At 61.5% G+C, this 16504-nt stretch carries 17 protein-coding genes; 2 read left to right on the top strand and 15 right to left on the bottom strand.

The window, feature by feature from the left end:
- From JNL55_RS20815 to JNL55_RS20745, 15 genes are all read right to left on the bottom strand, one after another.
- Positions 1-384, bottom strand: a 384-nt coding sequence (locus JNL55_RS20815) for a F0F1 ATP synthase subunit epsilon (protein ID WP_293858247.1), incomplete at its 3' end; no start/stop codon positions are given.
- A 57-nt stretch (positions 385-441) separates the two neighbouring features.
- Positions 442-1860 carry a F0F1 ATP synthase subunit beta gene (gene atpD / locus JNL55_RS20810; protein WP_293858244.1) on the bottom strand — a complete coding sequence of 473 codons (1419 nt, stop codon included), beginning with the start codon at positions 1858-1860 and terminating at the stop codon, positions 442-444.
- A gap of 42 nt (positions 1861-1902) precedes the next feature.
- On the bottom strand, positions 1903-2766 hold the full coding sequence (atpG, locus tag JNL55_RS20805) for a F0F1 ATP synthase subunit gamma (protein ID WP_293858241.1): 864 nt from the start codon (positions 2764-2766) through the stop codon (positions 1903-1905).
- A gap of 7 nt (positions 2767-2773) precedes the next feature.
- Positions 2774-4315, bottom strand: coding sequence for a F0F1 ATP synthase subunit alpha (gene atpA, locus JNL55_RS20800; protein ID WP_293858238.1), 1542 nt, complete (start codon positions 4313-4315; stop codon positions 2774-2776).
- Positions 4316-4349: 34 nt separating this feature from the next.
- Positions 4350-4883 carry a F0F1 ATP synthase subunit delta gene (locus JNL55_RS20795; protein WP_293858235.1) on the bottom strand — a complete coding sequence of 178 codons (534 nt, stop codon included), beginning with the start codon at positions 4881-4883 and terminating at the stop codon, positions 4350-4352.
- A 33-nt stretch (positions 4884-4916) separates the two neighbouring features.
- Positions 4917-5396 (bottom strand): F0F1 ATP synthase subunit B, encoded by a 480-nt coding sequence (locus JNL55_RS20790; RefSeq protein ID WP_293858232.1) that lies wholly within the window; start codon positions 5394-5396, stop codon positions 4917-4919.
- A 77-nt stretch (positions 5397-5473) separates the two neighbouring features.
- A complete protein-coding gene (gene atpE / locus JNL55_RS20785; protein WP_116808431.1) occupies positions 5474-5749 on the bottom strand; it encodes a F0F1 ATP synthase subunit C in 276 nt (91 codons plus the stop codon).
- A 56-nt stretch (positions 5750-5805) separates the two neighbouring features.
- Positions 5806-6648, bottom strand: a complete 843-nt coding sequence (atpB, locus tag JNL55_RS20780; RefSeq protein ID WP_293858229.1) for a F0F1 ATP synthase subunit A — start codon at positions 6646-6648, stop codon at positions 5806-5808.
- Between the two features lie 23 nt (positions 6649-6671).
- Positions 6672-7040, bottom strand: coding sequence for an ATP synthase subunit I (locus JNL55_RS20775; RefSeq protein ID WP_293858226.1), 369 nt, complete (start codon positions 7038-7040; stop codon positions 6672-6674).
- A 180-nt stretch (positions 7041-7220) separates the two neighbouring features.
- A complete protein-coding gene (locus tag JNL55_RS20770; protein ID WP_293858223.1) occupies positions 7221-9554 on the bottom strand; it encodes a DUF5916 domain-containing protein in 2334 nt (777 codons plus the stop codon).
- Between the two features lie 101 nt (positions 9555-9655).
- Positions 9656-10597: a ParB/RepB/Spo0J family partition protein gene (locus tag JNL55_RS20765; RefSeq protein WP_293858220.1), complete on the bottom strand. Its 942-nt coding sequence runs from the start codon at positions 10595-10597 to the stop codon at positions 9656-9658.
- Positions 10598-10607: 10 nt separating this feature from the next.
- Positions 10608-11417, bottom strand: coding sequence for a ParA family protein (locus JNL55_RS20760; protein ID WP_293858217.1), 810 nt, complete (start codon positions 11415-11417; stop codon positions 10608-10610).
- Positions 11418-11482: 65 nt separating this feature from the next.
- Positions 11483-12115 (bottom strand): 16S rRNA (guanine(527)-N(7))-methyltransferase RsmG, encoded by a 633-nt coding sequence (gene rsmG / locus JNL55_RS20755; RefSeq protein ID WP_293858214.1) that lies wholly within the window; start codon positions 12113-12115, stop codon positions 11483-11485.
- A 9-nt stretch (positions 12116-12124) separates the two neighbouring features.
- Positions 12125-13117 (bottom strand): oxidoreductase, encoded by a 993-nt coding sequence (locus JNL55_RS20750; RefSeq protein WP_293858211.1) that lies wholly within the window; start codon positions 13115-13117, stop codon positions 12125-12127.
- A 49-nt stretch (positions 13118-13166) separates the two neighbouring features.
- On the bottom strand, positions 13167-13799 hold the full coding sequence (locus JNL55_RS20745) for a c-type cytochrome (RefSeq protein ID WP_293858208.1): 633 nt from the start codon (positions 13797-13799) through the stop codon (positions 13167-13169).
- A gap of 162 nt (positions 13800-13961) precedes the next feature.
- Here JNL55_RS20745 and rpoZ point away from each other — a divergent pair, with 162 nt between their 5' ends.
- Both rpoZ and spoT read left to right on the top strand, forming a co-directional pair.
- Positions 13962-14249: a DNA-directed RNA polymerase subunit omega gene (gene rpoZ / locus JNL55_RS20740; RefSeq protein ID WP_293858205.1), complete on the top strand. Its 288-nt coding sequence runs from the start codon at positions 13962-13964 to the stop codon at positions 14247-14249.
- Positions 14250-14280: 31 nt separating this feature from the next.
- Positions 14281-16452, top strand: coding sequence for a bifunctional GTP diphosphokinase/guanosine-3',5'-bis pyrophosphate 3'-pyrophosphohydrolase (spoT, locus tag JNL55_RS20735; RefSeq protein ID WP_293858202.1), 2172 nt, complete (start codon positions 14281-14283; stop codon positions 16450-16452).
- Positions 16453-16504: the final 52 nt, after the last annotated feature.

Raw genomic sequence — 16504 nt, 5'->3', positions numbered from 1 at the left:
GATCTGAGCGACGGCCATGGCGAGTTCGACTTGGGCTTTGGCCACGTCGATTTTGTCGCCGCGGTCTTTCAAGGCTTCTTCGGCGCGCTGCTTGGCTTGCAGGGCGGCGGCTTCGTCGATGTCCTTGGCGCGCAGAGCGGTGTCGGCGAGCACGGTGACGAGGTGCGGTTGGATTTCGATGGCGCCGCCACCGACGAAGAAGAACTGTTCTTCGCCGCCCGGCAACTGCACGCGCACTTCGCCCGGCTTGAGCGTCGTCAGCAAAGGAGCGTGACGAGGCGCGATACCGATTTCGCCCATGGCGGCCGGCGCGAAAACCATAGCGGCTTCGCCCGAGAAGATCTGGCCTTCGGCGCTGACGATGTCTACGTGGATAGTTGCCATGTGCTCTCGCTAGATCAGCGGGCGATGTGGTGAACACCGCCCGTCGATCGTGTCCAATTACTGCAGCGTCTTCGCCTTGGCGACGGCTTCTTCGATGGCGCCGACCATGTAGAACGCCTGCTCGGGCAGGTGATCGTATTCGCCTTCGAGGATGCCCTTGAAGCCGCGGATGGTGTCCTTGAGCGGGACGATCTTGCCGTCCTGACCGGTGAACACCTTGGCGACGTTGAACGGCTGCGACAGGAAGCGCTGGATCTTACGAGCGCGGGTCACGGTGCGCTTGTCCTCTTCCGACAACTCGTCCATGCCCAGGATCGCGATGATGTCCTGCAGTTCCTTGTAGCGCTGGAGCACGGCCTGCACGCCACGAGCAACCGAGTAATGCTCTTCGCCGATGACCAGCGGATCGAGCTGACGGCTGGTGGAGTCCAGCGGATCCACGGCCGGGTAGATACCCAGCGACGCGATCTGACGAGACAACACGACGGTTGCGTCCAAGTGCGCGAACGTGGTCGCGGGCGACGGGTCGGTCAAGTCGTCGGCAGGCACGTACACGGCCTGAATCGACGTGATCGAGCCAGTCTTGGTCGACGTGATGCGCTCCTGGAGCACGCCCATTTCTTCGGCCAGCGTCGGCTGGTAACCCACGGCCGACGGCATACGGCCGAGCAGCGCGGACACTTCGGTGCCGGCCAGCGTGTAGCGATAGATGTTGTCGACGAACAGCAGCACGTCGCGGCCCTTGCCGGCTTCGTTCTTTTCGTCGCGGAAATATTCGGCCATGGTCAGACCCGTCAGCGCCACGCGCAGACGGTTGCCCGGCGGCTCGTTCATCTGGCCGTACACCATGGCCACTTTGGAGTTGCTCAGGTCAGCGGTGTCGATGACGCCCGACTCGATCATCTCGTGATAGAAGTCGTTACCTTCGCGGGTACGCTCACCCACGCCGGCGAACACCGACAGACCGGCGTGCTGTTTGGCGATGTTGTTGATCAGCTCCAGCATGTTGACGGTCTTGCCGACGCCGGCGCCGCCGAACAAGCCGACCTTACCGCCCTTGGCGAACGGGATCAGCAAGTCGATGACCTTGATGCCGGTGACCAGCAGGTCCTGGCCGCCCGCTTGTTCGTCGTACGACGGAGCGGGACGATGAATGGGCAGATAGTTCTGGGTCTGCACCGGACCCTGTTCGTCTTGCGGCGTGCCCAGCACGTCCATGATGCGACCGAGCGTGCCCTTGCCGACCGGGACCGAGATCGGGTTGCCGGTGGCCTTCACTTTCAGGCCGCGCTTCAAACCTTCCGACACGCCCATGGCGATGGTACGCACCACGCCGTCGCCGAGCTGCTGCTGGACTTCCAGCGTCAGGTCGACGTCTTCGAGCTTCAGTGCCTCGTACACCTTCGGGATGTGCTCGCGCGGAAATTCCACGTCGATGACGGCGCCGATGATCTGGACAATTTTGCCGCTTGCCATTGCTCGTTCCTCAGTAATTCTGTATTCGCGTCCGCGCTGTCGTTAGACGGCCGCGGCTCCGCCGACGATTTCGCTGATCTCTTTGGTGATCGCCGCCTGGCGAGCCTTGTTGTAGATCAACTGCAGTTCTTCGATCAGCTTGCCGGCGTTGTCGGTCGCGCTCTTCATCGCGACCATGCGCGCCGCCATTTCGGAAGCGACGTTTTCCACCGCGCCCTGATAGACCTGCGATTCGATGTAGCGCATCAACACGCCTTCGAGCAGTTCGCTCGCGGACGGCTCGTAAATGTAATCCCACAGCTTCTGCAGCTTGTCTTCGTCTTCGGTGACCACCGGCAGCAGCTGACGCACGACGGGCTTCTGGCTCATCGTGTTGACGAATTCGTTGTTGACCAGGAACAAGCGATCCAGCTTGCCTTCCTTGTACTGATCCAACATCACTTTCACGGTGCCGATCAGGTCGGCCACGTGCGGGCGGTCGCCCAGGTGAGTCACGGTGGCCAGCGTCTCCACGCCGCCGAGGCGACGGAAGAACTGCACGCCCTTCGAGCCGATGGTGCACACCGACACCTGCTTGCCCTGCTTCTGCCACTCGCGCATCGCCGCCAACGTGGCCTTGAACAGGTTTACGTTCAAACCGCCGCACAAGCCGCGATCGGTGCTGACGATGATGAAGCCGACCGACTTCACCTCGCGCTCGACCATGAACGGATGTTTGTAATCCGGATTGGCCAGGCGCAAGTGACCGATCACCGTGCGAATCTTTTCCGCGTACGGGCGCGTCGCGCGCATGCGCTCCTGCGCTTTACGCATCTTGCTCGCGGCCACCATTTCCATGGCCTTGGTGATCTTCTGCGTGCTTTTGAAGCTCGCGATCTTGACGCGGATCTCTTTTACGCCGGGCATGTCGCTCTCAGTAAGTACCGGAGGTGGCGAACTCGGTGCAGATCTTCTTCAACGCAGCTTCGTTCTCCGGCGACAGCACCGGGTTCGAATTGATGCCGTCGATGGCCGCCTTGTAGTTGGTCTTGGCAAACGCCTGCAGACCCGCTTCGAAAGCGCCGATCTTCTTCAGCTCGACCTTGTCCATGTGGCCGTTGTTGACGGCGTAAATCGACAATGCCATTTCCGCCACCGACATCGGCGCGTACTGCTTCTGTTTCATCAACTCGGTGACGCGCTGGCCGCGCTCGAGCTGCTTACGGGTCGACTCGTCGAGGTCGGAAGCGAACTGCGAGAACGCCGCCAACTCACGATACTGCGCGAGCGCCAGACGAATACCGCCGCCGAGCTTGGAGATGATCTTGGTCTGCGCGGCGCCACCGACGCGCGACACGGACACGCCCGCGTTCATGGCGGGACGGATGCCGGCGTTGAACAAGTCGCCTTCCAGGAAGATCTGACCGTCGGTGATCGAGATCACGTTGGTCGGCACGAACGCCGTCACGTCGCCCGCCTGGGTTTCGATGATCGGCAGACCTGTCAGCGAACCGGTCTTGCCTTTGACGCGGCCGCCGGTCTTCTGCTCCACATACTCTTCGTTGACGCGAGCCGAACGCTCGAGCAGACGCGAGTGCAGGTAGAACACGTCGCCGGGATACGCTTCGCGGCCCGGAGGACGACGCAGCAGCAACGAGATCTGGCGATACGCCCAGGCCTGCTTGGTCAAGTCGTCATAAATGATCAGCGCGTCTTCGCCCTGGTCCATGAAGTACTCGCCCATGGCGCAACCGGAGTACGGCGCGAGGTACTGCATCGAAGCGGGCGTCGAAGCGGAAGCGGCCACGATGATGGTGTGCTTCATCGCGTCGTGTTCTTCGAGCTTGCGCACCACGTTCGCGATCGAGCTCTGCTTCTGGCCGATGGCGACGTAGATACATTTAATGCCGGAGTTCTTCTGGTTGATGATCGTGTCGATCGCCAACGCGGTCTTGCCGGTCTGACGGTCGCCGATGATCAGTTCGCGCTGACCGCGGCCGACCGGCACCATCGAGTCGATGGCCTTGTAACCGGTCTGCACCGGCTGGCTGACGGACTTACGGAAGAACACGCCCGGCGCGACGCGCTCGATGGGCGATTGGCGGGCTGCAGTGATCGGGCCCTTGCCGTCGATCGGAGTACCGAGGGCGTCGACCACGCGACCGAGCAAACCTTCGCCGACCGGCACTTCGAGAATGCGGCCGGTGGTCTTCACCGTGTCGCCTTCGGTGATGTGCTTGTACTCGCCCAGCACCACGGCGCCGACCGAGTCCTGCTCCAGGTTCAGCGCCAGGCCGAAGCTGCCGCCGGGGAACTCCAACATTTCGCCGTACTTCACGTCGGCGAGGCCGTGCACGCGCACAATACCGTCGGTGACCGTGACCACGGTGCCGATGTTCGCTTCTTCGGTGGCGCTCGAGAACTTCTCGATGCGTGACTTGATCAGATCGCTGATTTCAGATGCCTTGATGGCCATGCTCAATCCTCGGAATGCTGTGTGTGTGCCGGCGTCAGTGACTCATCTCGACCGACAAGCGGTCGAGGCGCGCCTTCAGCGAACCATCGATGACGAAATCGCCCGCGCGCACGATGGCGCCACCGATCAGCGATGCGTCGACTTCACAATGCAAGCGCACTTCGCGCTTCAAACGCTGCTTCAGAGCCGCGGCGAGGCGCTGTTTCTGCGCCTCGTTCAGCTCCACCGCCGAAATCACCTGCACGTCGGCAGTGTTCTCGGCTTCGGCCCGCAGCGCCTCGTACATCGAGGCGATTTCCGGCAACAGGCCCAGGCGGCGATTGCTCGCCAGGGTGGCCACGAAATTGCGGGTCTGCTCGTCCAACTCGCCGACGATGTCCGCGATCAAGCCGGAGAGTTGCTCCGACGTGACGCGCGGGCTCGACAGGAGCTGGGCAACGCGCTCGTCCTGCACCACCGACGAGGCGGTTGCCAGCACCTTAGACCAGCGTTCCAACGCGTTGTGTTGACGCGCCGATGCGAACGCAGCCTTGGCGTAGGGGCGGGCGATGGTGGCTTTTTCGGCCATGAGTGCTCCAGTGTCTGCAAAAGATCGGGCGCGTTAGCCGCGCTCGATCTCCAACGCCAGCTTGTCGAGCAAGTCGGCGTGCGCCTTGGCATCGATCTCGCGACCGAGCAATTTGCTGGCGCCGAACACCGCCAGACCGGCGGCTTCCTTGCGCAGCTCTTCGCGAGCGCGGGTCGATTCCAGCGCAGCTTCCTGACGGGCACCGGCGACCAAACGCTCGGCTTCCGCAGAGGCGACGCCACGAGCTTCGTCGGCCAGCTCCAGCGAGCGGCGATTGGCCTGTTCGACGATCTTCGAGGCGCGCGCATGCGCTTCCTTGATGATGTCGCCGGCCGAGTTCTTGGCTTCCGCCAAGCTCTTCTCGCCTTTCTCAGCAGCTGCGAGACCCTCGGCAATCTTTTTCTGCCGATCCTCGATCGCCGCAATGATGTTCGGCCAGCCGAACTTCATGACCAGCCAGGCCACCGCGAAGAACGCGAGACCTTGGACGACGATGGTTATTGTGGGATCCATGCTTACTCCGATTCACTTGCGGCGGCGCTGGGAAATTCCCCGCACCGCCTGGGCGCCGATCGAACAACCAGCGGCAATTAGCCGCCGAGCTGACCGATGAACGGATTCGCGAAGATCAGCAGCAGAGCGATAGCGACGCCGATGATGGGGATCGCGTCCAGCAAGCCGGCGACGATGAACATCTTCGTCTGCAGCATGCCGGTCAGCTCCGGCTGGCGAGCCGAGCCTTCCAGGAACTTACCGCCGAGCAGCGCGAAGCCGATCGCGGTGCCGAGCGCGCCGAGGCCGATGAGCAAACCCGCGGCAATCACGGTAAAGCTCATGACGTCAGCGATCTGAGTGATGTTCTCCATTTAAATCTCCGGTGCGTGCAGAAAAAGCTAGTTAGTAATCGACGATCAAAACGAAATCAGTGGTGCTCGGCGGCCATGCTCAGATACACGATGGTCAGCATCATGAAGATGAATGCTTGCAGCGTGATGATCAGAATATGGAACGCGGTCCAGACGAAGCCGGCCACGAACTGCAACGGCGCCATCACGTAAGTGAGGCCGCTGTTGAGACCGGCGCCGAGCGTCATACAGGCGATCAGGATGAAAATCAGCTCGCCGGCGTACATGTTGCCGAACAAGCGCAGCGCCAGCGAAATCGGCCGCACCGCTTCTTCGATCAGACGCAGCAGCAGGTTGGCCGGCGCCAGCAGGATCTTGCCGATCGTGTTGGGCGCGTGGAACGGCGCGGTGAGCATTTCGCCGAAGAACGTGCCGAGGCCCTTGTGCTTGATGCCGAACACCTGGATCAGCAGGAATACGGTCAGCGACATAGCCAGGGTGGTGTTGAGGTCCGCCGTCGGCACCACGCGCAGGTAAGGCACGCCCGCTGCACCCGCCGCCGCCGGCAGCCAGTCCACCGGAATCATGTCCAGGAAGTTCATCAGGAACGTCAGGCAGAAGATGGTCAGCGCCAGCGGCGCGATCAGCTTGCTCTTGCCATGGAAGGTTTCCTTCACCGAGGTGTCGACGAACTCGACGATCATTTCGATGAGGCACTGGAATTTGCCAGGCACGCCCGTGGTCGCGCGACGCGCCACACGGAGGAACAGGAACAGGAAAATAGCCGCGCACAGCAGCTTGAAAAAGATGCTGTCGAGATGCAGCACCCAAAACCGGCCTTCACCGACCGGCATCTCCAAATGATGGAGATGGTGCTTGATGTAATCGGTCATGGTCGCCGGACCACCATGCTCAGCCATCAACCCCACCTCACCATAAAGGACTATTTGAAAATTCCCATCGCGACCCAGAACCCGGACTGTGCGACCAGCAGGCCGACCAGCAGGGGCAGCGGATCCATTCCGCCGCGAGTCAAAGCCAGCGCAAATGCGCCGACTACCCAAATCCACTTCAACACTTCGCCGGCGTAAAACCCGCGTGCCGCGCTGACCGCCGGCCAGTCTGTGGCGAACAGTCGCCACGCGAACACGAGAGTCCCCAACGCGACTATCAATCCGCCCGCGACCGCCGAGCGTGCCGCGTTAGCCCCGCTCAACACCAAAAACACGAGCGCTGCCGCTCCCGTGGTCGCCAGCTGTACAGCGGCGAATTTCAACGCCAAGAGCTTGCCGCGGCGCGCAGTGACATTCACGTGTGTGGCACGTATTTGGATTACCGCCCGGCCGGAAACGGCGGCGCATTATACGCAGCGTTTTGCAGTGCTACAAGGAAGATGAAACGCGATCGGTCGCGACTTGTGACTATATGTCTGCGTTGACGCCGCGCCGGTGGTGCATTTTGTAACCTGGGGTCTTGACAGCACCACCCGGAATTACAACTTGTACCGCACTTTGATCAAGAATTGGTCGGCGTCTCGCACATCGGTCATGTCGCGGAACAGTTCGTTGACGCCGCGCTCGTCGGCATCGATGAAGTTGTATCCGCCCCGCGCATATACCAGAAACAGCTCAGACATAGGGCCCATTTCGTAGCGATAACGCACCTGCAGCCCCAGATTGTTGACCGTGAACGGCAATATGGGGTCGGTGCTGGGCAATAAATTGCCTGCTGCATCGGTGCGATAAGCGCGCCGTAGTTCGGCATCGATACCGATCCATTGCCACTTGATGCGCAACTCGTGGCGGGGCGCGGGGATCCAATCCAGGCGGAAATCGTAGTCGAGCCGCTTGGCGCGGAACGAGCCGAAGGAATTGGCGTCCTGCCACAGCAGCCAGTCGGCCGAGTACTGCGGCAACAGATCGAAGCGCAGTGTCAACTTTTCGGTGGGATACCAGGCCGCGAGGAACTGCATCCAGCCGGAGTAGCCTTCGACGCCTTGTTGAAAGACGTGCGAGCCCAGCGTGAATTGCCAATCGCCATAGCGCGGCGTGGTGATGTCCATATACGCGGACATGCGATCCTTCAGTCGCACCGTTCCGTTGCCGCGTGAAAGCAAATCGTCCACGCCGCTGGTGACGTAGCGCAGTTCCTGGAACGCTTTCCACTTGCTCGCGTAACTCACATCGCGCGACAGAGCCAAGCGCGATTGCAGCCGCTGACCGTCGGTGTTCTCACGATAAAACGTATACAGCTTCTGGGTTTCGCCGCTGACGCGGCCGCCGTCGCTGGCGACCCGATGATTGGTTTCCCATTCGACTTGCTTGAGCGCGTTGCGCTCCATGTAGCCCAGGTCGTTCATGTCGAAGGTGTCGTCGATATACAGCAGCTTCAGCGTATGCATCAGCGGCGAGCTGCGATTGAAGTCCACTTGCAGCCAGGACTCGTAGCCGTGAGTGTCTGCTTCGACGCGACGGACATCGCTGCCGCGCACCGCCAGTTCGTTGCTGATATCGGTGTCGCTAGAACCGATGTCGGAACGAATCACCTGACCGCTGATGCGCCAGTCGTCGCTGGTCGCGAGTTCGTAGTCGAGTGCGTTCACCAACGCGTCGCGATCCAGAAACGGCCGATCGACCCAAGTGCCGAGATAGCCGATGCGCGCGTGCTCCATTGGTAACGCAACGCGAGTGGCCGCGAACAAGCGGCCGGGACCGTTGCGATAGTTGTCTTCCTGCGCGACGAAGCCGCCATAGACCACTTGCCCCGCCGTGCCCGTGAGTTTCAACGCTGCATCGATATCGGACGAAGCGTGCAGTTCGTCATCGGTGGCCGCACCGATGCGACGCGTGTAGACGAGTTGCCCGTTGGCCGGGGTGCGCAAATCGAAAATGCCCTGGTTTTCGGTGAAGAACGGCCGCTTGTCGGTGAACACGGTTTCGATGGCCGAGAAGTCCACCACCAGCTCATCGCTCTCCACCTGGCCGAAGTCGGGATTCAACGTGGCCGACAACCACAAGTTGGGCGAAGCTTTCCAATTGATGTCGGCGCCGGCTTTGAGGCGCGTGCTCTCGTTGAGAAAATCCGAGATCACGGTGCCGTACGGAACGATGTCCAAGCTCGCCACCGACGCGTGCTGTGAAATCTCCATGCGCTGGAAGTCGGAAAGAAACACCGCGGCTTCGCTGGTGATGCCGGGGCAGGAGTAGCGCTCGCCGCGCTCGAACAAATAACGAGTGCCGTACACACCGATGGTCCGCGTTTCGTCGCGTGACTCGCGCATGCTGATGCTGGACCAAGGGATGAACAGTTCCACGAACCATTGCTGTTCGGTTTCGTACACGGCGTGTTGCCAGGCGCCGTCCCAGTCACGATCGAACTTGTTTTGATTGGTGATCAGGCCGTCGCGAATACCGCCACCCAAACCGATGGTGAATTCGTAACCGATCTGCGCGTTGGCATCGAAGTCCACCATCAGCGACACCGTGTCGCCGATCAAACGTTCCGAGTCGCGCGGCGTGCGTGGCTTGATGCGTCGTTCGCTGGGCGGTTGATCGAGGATGAAGGCCGCGGCCAGGCCTCGTTCGGTGGAAAGGATGTGCAGCTCGTTGCCGTAGCGGGGTTCATCGCGTGCGAACGGCAACGTGCGTTGCCAATCGCTGCAGCTGACGGCGTTCTGCCATTCCGGCTCGTCCAGACGGCCGTCGATGACCAGCTCGGCGTGCGCAGTGACGCTGAAGAGAGCGACACAAGCCAGCAACAACGCACACAGTATTGGAGCAATCGCAGTGCGCGGCGCCGCGCGCGTCAGCAATGGCGCCGTTCGCATTTTGAACGGACCTCCTGCCAACATGCTTCCCTGGGGCGCCGAAACATCTAAACCTTACCTGGTAATGCCGGTGGCGCGACGTGGCCTTTGGGCGACGCCGCTCAGTGGATATGCTCGAGAATGCCGTCGAGCTCTTCCAGCGTGTGGTAGCTGATGACCAGCTTGCCCTTGCCGCCGGAAGCATGCTGAACCTGCACCTTGGCTCCGAGCTTTTCGCTCAGCTCCGCTTCCAGTTTGCGGATGTTCGGATCGACGCGCGCTGCGGCTTCCGAGCCGCCTGAAGAGGGTTGCGATGCCAGTCGCTTCACCAAAGCTTCGGTGTCACGCACTGACAGTTTCTGTTGCGCGACCTGAGCCGCGACTTCTGCCTGCTGCCGTTTGTTCTCGATGCCGAGCAACGCGCGCGCGTGGCCCATGTCCAGCTCGCGATGCTCCACCAGTCGGCTGGCATCTTCACCGAGGTCCAACAAACGCAACAGGTTCGAGACAGCGGCACGCGAACGACCCACCGCTTCGGCGGCCGTGGCGTGAGTCATTTCGAATTCGGTGATCAAGCGCTGCAAGGCGCGAGCTTCTTCCAGCGGATTGAGGTTTTCGCGCTGAATGTTTTCGATGAGCGCCATGGCAATGGCTGCTTCATCGGGCACGCGCCGAATGACCGCGGGAATCTCATGCAAACCGGCCAGTTGGGCCGCGCGCCAGCGACGTTCGCCGGCGATGATTTCGTAACGCTGCTCAGCTTGCGCTTCAGTCTGATTGTTGGCGTAACTGCCGTCGGCATTGATCGGGCGCACCACGATGGGCTGCACCACGCCTTGCGCTTTGATCGAGTCCGCCAGTTCCTGCAACGATTCCTGACGCAGATCGATGCGCGGCTGATACTTGCCCCGCTGTAACAAGTCCACCGGCAACTTGCGTAATTCTTCGTCGACCGGACGCAGCGCCGTCACCACGGCGGCGGCGGCAGGAGACGCAGCGGCGGCAGCAGGCTGGCCGAGCAGGGCACCCAGCCCGCGGCTAAGACTTGGTCGTTTGTTCGCCATGGTTGTCATACTAAGACGCGACCGCATCGGCGGCCGGCGGCGCCACGTTTAATGTTTGTTCCTCTCGGCGAATCATCTCACCCGCCAGTGCCAAGTATGCCAACGCACCGCGCGATTCTTTATCGTAATGCAACGCTGGCTTACCGAAGCTGGGAGCTTCCGCAAGCCGCACGTTGCGCGGGATGATGGAACGGAACACCTTGTCGCCGAAATGCTCGATCAATTGCGCCGACACTTCGTTGGCCAAGTTGTTTCTTGGATCGAACATGGTGCGCAGGATGCCCCCGATCTCCAACTTCGGATTCGGACCGGCCTTGATCTGCTCGATGGTGGCGACCAGCGCCGTCAAGCCTTCCAAAGCGTAGTACTCACACTGCATCGGAATCAGCACGCCTTCAGCGGCGACCAATGCATTCACCGTCAGCATGTTGAGCGCCGGCGGACAATCGATCAACACCACGTCGAACTGCGGCAGCACCGGCTGTAACGCGTCTCGCAAGCGCGACTCGCAACCTGGCTTGCCCATCATCTCGACGTCCGCGGCCACCAGGTCTTGGTTCGCAGGCATCACCTTGAAATCCGCGTACTCGACCGCGCGCAGCGCCGAGGCTGCGTCGCTATCGCCCAGTAACACGTCAGTCGTTGACCGCTCCACGGTGCGCTTGTCGATGCCGCAACCCATGGTGGCGTTGCCCTGCGGATCGATGTCGATCAACAGCACACGCCGCTTGGTCGCCGCCAGCGAAGCGGCCAGATTGACGCTCGTCGTGGTCTTGCCGACGCCGCCTTTCTGGTTCGTGATGGCGAGTATGCGATGCATGGGATGATGAATGGGACCAGTCCGTTAGTGAGTCACACAATCGGCACAACGCTGAATCTGGAACTCTAGAGCCGGTCGTGGCTGCGGCAGATTTCCACAAGATGCCGCTCTTCGTCCAGAGCAGGCACGTTAAGTCGATGGACCGCCGCCAGTTTCCAGCCATTGGGCAAGTTGCTGAGCTCGGCCGCCGGATCGCGACCTTTCATCGCCAACAGTCGCCCGCCGCCTACACATAAATGCCCGGCCCATTTGACGAATTGCTCTGCCGGGCCGACCGCGCGGGACACCACGATATCGAATCGCTGCGCCGGGCGGAAATTTTCCGCGCGAGTATGCACGGTTTGCACGTTAGGCAACTGCAGCGACTGAACGACGTGGTCTATGAACTTGAGTTTCTTGGCGGTCGAGTCCAGCAAGGTAAATTGCCGGGCCGGATTGACGATGGCCAACGGCAAGCCGGGAAAGCCGGCGCCGGTGCCGACATCGAGCACGCGTTCGCCCTGCAGGAACGACTGAATCGACAAGCTATCCAGCAAATGCTTGGTGATCTGCGCGCCACGCTCGCGGATCGCGGTGAGATTCATCCGCTGATTCCACTCGTCGAGTTCGTCGAGCACTCGGAGCAGCTGCGCGGCTTGCTGCTCGCTCAGCTCGATACCTAATTGAGCCGCACCGGCTATGAGCGTTGCATCCGCCATGCGCTGTACTCAGGCCGCGATGCGAACGACAGTGCGGCCGGTCACGCCCGCCTTGAGATAGTCGTCGAATGCGCCAGGTAATTGATCGAACGAGATCGTGCGCGTCACGATGCTGTCCAAGTGCCGCGGCTTCAAGTCGCCGGCCAGTCGTTGCCACACCTGCAAGCGCAACGGCCGCGGTGTGTACACAGAATTGATTCCGAGCAGGTTCACGCCGCGCAGAATGAAAGGCAGCACCGTGGTCTTGAGCTCCGGGCTGGCCGCCAAGCCGATGCTGGCGATGTTGCCCCAGAACTTAACCGTGCGCGTCAGCCAGGTGAGCAATTCACCGCCGACGTTGTCGATGGCGCCGGCGAACTGCGCCTCTTCCATCGGACGCGAGCCGGTGTTGATCTGATCCCTAAGCAATACACGCGCGGCACCGAGCCGCTGCAAGTATTCGACGGAAGATTGTTTGCCGGTCACCGCGACCACGCTGTAGCCGCGCGCGGCCAGCATGTCGATGGCGATACTGCCGACGCCGCCGGTCGCGCCGGTGACCACGACTTCGCCGTTGTCGGGCTGCTGACCGTTCTGTTCCATGCGATGAATGGCCAGTGCCGCGGTATAGCCGGCGGTACCGATGGCCATGGCTTGGAATTCATCCAGACCCGTAGGAATCGGCACGACCGAATCGCTTTTCAAACGCGCGTACTCGGCATAGCCGCCATCGCGCGTCTCGGATAGCTCGCTACCCGTCACCAATACTTTCTGGCCCGGCTGAAACGCCGGATCGCTCGAGGACACCACTTCGCCGGACAGATCGATGCCGCCGACCAACGGATAACGCCGCAGGATCTTGCTGGCGCCGGTGGCCGCGAGCGCATCTTTGTAGTTGATGGTGGAGTAGCGGACTTTGACCACGACCTCACCCTCGGCGAGGTCGTTCAGGCCGATCGTCTCCAGGCGCGAAACGATCTTGCCGCCTTCCTGATGAATACGAAACGCGCGAAAGCTCTGCATGATCGACCGCCTCCGCGCCTTTTAAACAGAATTCAGCTGCGCGACGCTCTTACTCGGTCGCGCACTTGCCGTGCTTCATGACCTGATCGGTCGTGCACAGCGCCTGTTGCTTCGAGAAAAATTCCGCGATGGCTTCGAAATCCTTTTCGTCCACGCCGCTGATGATGCCGGCCATGATGGCGTTCTTGCGCTTGCCGCTCTTGTAGTCCTTGAGCGCGTGCACGAGGTAGTCCGCCGGCTGGCCAGCGAGCTTCGGATAATCAGGAGCGATGGTCTTGGCACCGTCCGCGCCGTGGCAGGCGACGCAGGTCTGGGTGGCCGGCGGCGGCGTGCCGACGACTTCCTTGCCTGGGATGCCGCCTTCGGCGCTCAAGAACGCGGCAATGTCGGCGCGCTCCTGATCGGTCAGCGTGACGGCCTGCGCGTGCATGGTGGGATGCGGACGCTCGCCCTTGGCGTATGCGTTCAGCGCGCTGACGATGTACGCCTCGTTCTGGCCGCCGAGCTTGGGCACACGGAAGTTGGGGTAAGCATTCTTATAGTCAGGAACGCCGTGGCAACCGTGGCAGGTGTAAGCCAGGACCTTGCCTTTGGCAGCATCGCCGGCGCTTGCACCGGTCGTGAACATGGCAGACAGCAAGCCCAGACCCATGACCGCAACGGGGCCCAATCGAAACGTCATAACCCACTCTCTCCGCTTCTTACCGGCGTACTGTTGCCAGAAAATCTTAGGTACCCCGGCCGGCGGGGCGCGGTATGGTACCCGAAGTGACTGCGCCGGGCACTGCCTCGGGTATACTGCCCAGCCATTCCCCCCGATTTTGCTTTTTGTCCGAGGTTTTCCATGGCCCGTATTACCGTCGAAGACTCCCTCAATAACATCCCGAACCTGTTCCAGCTGGTGCTGGTGGCCGCCAAACGCGCCCGCAAGCTCGCCAATGGCGCCGAAGCGACGGTGGAGTGGGAAAACGACAAACCGACCGTGGTCGCCCTGCGCGAGATCGCCGCTGGCCACATCGGCCCCGAGATCCTGGAGGAAGCCGAGCGTCCCCAGCCTGAACTGATGCCCGAACCGGACATGGCCGGCATGTCGGGCGAGCTGCGCGCACCTCATCTCGGCCTCGGAGATTGACGTCTCGCCTGAAAGTCCCCAGCTTTAGCTTATGGACTACGCGTCTTCCATCCTCAATCTGTTACCTACCGGAAGACGCTCGATAGGGGTCAACCAGCTGCTCAATAAGCTGGAGACCTACCTGCCGCCGGCGCAAGTCGACCGGATCCGCGATGCTTATGAATTCGGCGCCGAGGCCCACGAGGGCCAAAAGCGCCTGAGCGGTGAGCCTTACATCGCGCATCCGGTCGCAGTTGCTCACATCCTTGCCGACCTGCACCTGGACGCGCCGACCATCGTCGCGGCCATCCTGCATGACGTGATCGAGGACACTCCGACCGCCAAAGACGACATCGCCGAGCGCTTCGGCGCCGATGTCGCGGAATTGGTCGACGGCGTTTCGAAGCTAGACCACATTCAGTTCCGCTCGCGCGCCGAGGCGCAGGCCGAAAGCTTCCGCAAGATGCTGCTCGCCATGGTTCGCGACATTCGCGTGATCATGGTCAAGCTCGCGGACCGCACGCACAACATGCGCACGCTCGGCTCGGTGCCACCGGCGAAACGTCGCACCGTCGCACGCGAGACACTCGAGATCTACGCGCCTATCGCGAATCGCCTCGGCATTCACTCAGTGAAGTCGGAACTGGAAGAGCTCGGCTTCAAGGCGCTCTACCCCGGCCGTCATCGCATCATCGAGAAGGCGCTAAAGAAAGCGCGCGGCAACCAGAAGCAGTTCGTCGGCAAGATCGCCGACAACATGCGCAACTCGATCGAGAAGGCGCAGGTGAAAGGCCGCGTCGAAGGCCGCGAGAAACATCTCTACAGCGTGTATCAAAAGATGCGCCGCAAGCGCATTCCGCTGTCGTCCATCGTCGATATGTTCGGCTTCCGCATCATCGTCGACTCCATCGATACGGCGTATCGCGTGCTCGGCATCGTGCACGGCTTGTATCGACCGATGCCGGGACGCTTCAAGGACTACATCGCCATCCCGCGTATCAACGGCTATCAGTCGTTGCACACGACGCTATTCGGTCCGAACGGCATGCCCATCGAAGTGCAGATCCGCACCGAAGACATGCATCGCATTGCCGAGTCGGGCATTGCCGCGCATTGGCAATACAAGACCGGCGAAGAATCCAACGACGCGGGCCGCGCGTATCGCGACCGCGCCAGCGAATGGCTACAGCACTTGATGGAGATGCCCCACAGCGGCAACTCCGCCGAAGAATTCATGGAGAGCGTCAAGCTCGACCTGTTCCCGGACAAGGTGTACGTGTTTACGCCGCGCGGTGAGATTCGTCGCTTGCCGCGTAATGCGACCGCGGTGGACTTCGCTTATTCCGTGCACACCGATATCGGCAACCACTGCGTGGCCGCGAAAGTGGATCGACGCCTCGTGCCGCTGCGAACACCGCTGCGTAACGGCCAGACGGTGGAAATCATCACGGCCAAAGGCGCGACGCCGAATCCGGCGTGGGTGAACTTCGTCGTCACCGCGAAGGCGCGCGCCGCGATTCGTCACTACTTGAAGGGCTTGAAGCACAGCGAGGCCATCGAGCTGGGCAAGCGCATGCTGAGCCAGGCGCTGCAAGACCTGTCGCTGGTGCTGAAGAAGATTCCCGAGGAGCGGCTGCAAGCGGTCGCCGTGGAACTCAACCTCAAGACGCCCGACGAACTGTTCGAGAAGATCGGTCTCGGCGAACGCCTCGCGGCGCTGGTCGCGCGCAGACTTCTGCCGACCGATGGCAGTCAGCCGCCGGCACCGACCACGCAAGCGGAGCCGCTGTCGATTGCCGGTACCGAAGGCATGGTGGTCAGCTACGCGCGCTGCTGCTTCCCGATTCCCAACGACCCGATCATGGCCTACCTCTCCAGTGGCCGCGGAGTCGTCATCCATCGCGAGGCTTGCGGCAATCTGCGCAACTATCGCAAGCAGCCAGACAAGTGGCTCACGGTCACGTGGCAGACGGCGGTCGATCGCTTGTTCAACGTCGAAGTGAAGATCGATGTGGCCAATCGCATGGGCGTGCTCGCGGCGATCGCTTCGAACATCGCCGCCACGGAGACCAACATCGAACATGTCGCGGTCGACGAACGCGACGGCGACGCTTCGACGCTCATCTTCGATCTGCAGGTGCGGGATCGTAAGCACCTGGCGCATGTGATCAAGAATGTGCGCAAGATGCCGGAAGTGTTGCGAGTCACGCGCGTTATCGCTTAATCCCTTGCTTGAACAGCACGGGGTGGTCATTGCGCCAAAACACGCGCAAAAT

The organism is Steroidobacter sp. (assembly GCF_016790065.1).
GTDB lineage: Bacteria > Pseudomonadota > Gammaproteobacteria > Steroidobacterales > Steroidobacteraceae > Steroidobacter.
Note: the sequence above shows the minus strand (reverse complement) of the source record. Positions and strands in the feature narration are given on the sequence as shown.

Excerpts from the sequence above, each read along its gene's own strand:
- atpG (WP_293858241.1), bottom strand. The coding sequence starts at position 2,766 with ATGCCCGGCGTAAAAGAGATCCGCGTCAAGATCGCGAGCTTCAAAAGC.
- JNL55_RS20760 (WP_293858217.1), bottom strand. The coding sequence starts at position 11,417 with ATGCATCGCATACTCGCCATCACGAACCAGAAAGGCGGCGTCGGCAAG.
- rsmG (WP_293858214.1), bottom strand. The coding sequence starts at position 12,115 with ATGGCGGATGCAACGCTCATAGCCGGTGCGGCTCAATTAGGTATCGAG.
- atpE (WP_116808431.1), bottom strand. The coding sequence starts at position 5,749 with ATGGAGAACATCACTCAGATCGCTGACGTCATGAGCTTTACCGTGATT.
- JNL55_RS20750 (WP_293858211.1), bottom strand. The coding sequence starts at position 13,117 with ATGCAGAGCTTTCGCGCGTTTCGTATTCATCAGGAAGGCGGCAAGATC.
- JNL55_RS20765 (WP_293858220.1), bottom strand. The coding sequence starts at position 10,597 with ATGGCGAACAAACGACCAAGTCTTAGCCGCGGGCTGGGTGCCCTGCTC.
- JNL55_RS20745 (WP_293858208.1), bottom strand. The coding sequence starts at position 13,799 with ATGACGTTTCGATTGGGCCCCGTTGCGGTCATGGGTCTGGGCTTGCTG.
- atpB (WP_293858229.1), bottom strand. The coding sequence starts at position 6,648 with ATGGCTGAGCATGGTGGTCCGGCGACCATGACCGATTACATCAAGCAC.
- spoT (WP_293858202.1), top strand. The coding sequence starts at position 14,281 with ATGGACTACGCGTCTTCCATCCTCAATCTGTTACCTACCGGAAGACGC.
- atpD (WP_293858244.1), bottom strand. The coding sequence starts at position 1,860 with ATGGCAAGCGGCAAAATTGTCCAGATCATCGGCGCCGTCATCGACGTG.
- JNL55_RS20770 (WP_293858223.1), bottom strand. The coding sequence starts at position 9,554 with ATGCGAACGGCGCCATTGCTGACGCGCGCGGCGCCGCGCACTGCGATT.
- rpoZ (WP_293858205.1), top strand. The coding sequence starts at position 13,962 with ATGGCCCGTATTACCGTCGAAGACTCCCTCAATAACATCCCGAACCTG.
- JNL55_RS20790 (WP_293858232.1), bottom strand. The coding sequence starts at position 5,396 with ATGGATCCCACAATAACCATCGTCGTCCAAGGTCTCGCGTTCTTCGCG.
- JNL55_RS20795 (WP_293858235.1), bottom strand. The coding sequence starts at position 4,883 with ATGGCCGAAAAAGCCACCATCGCCCGCCCCTACGCCAAGGCTGCGTTC.
- atpA (WP_293858238.1), bottom strand. The coding sequence starts at position 4,315 with ATGGCCATCAAGGCATCTGAAATCAGCGATCTGATCAAGTCACGCATC.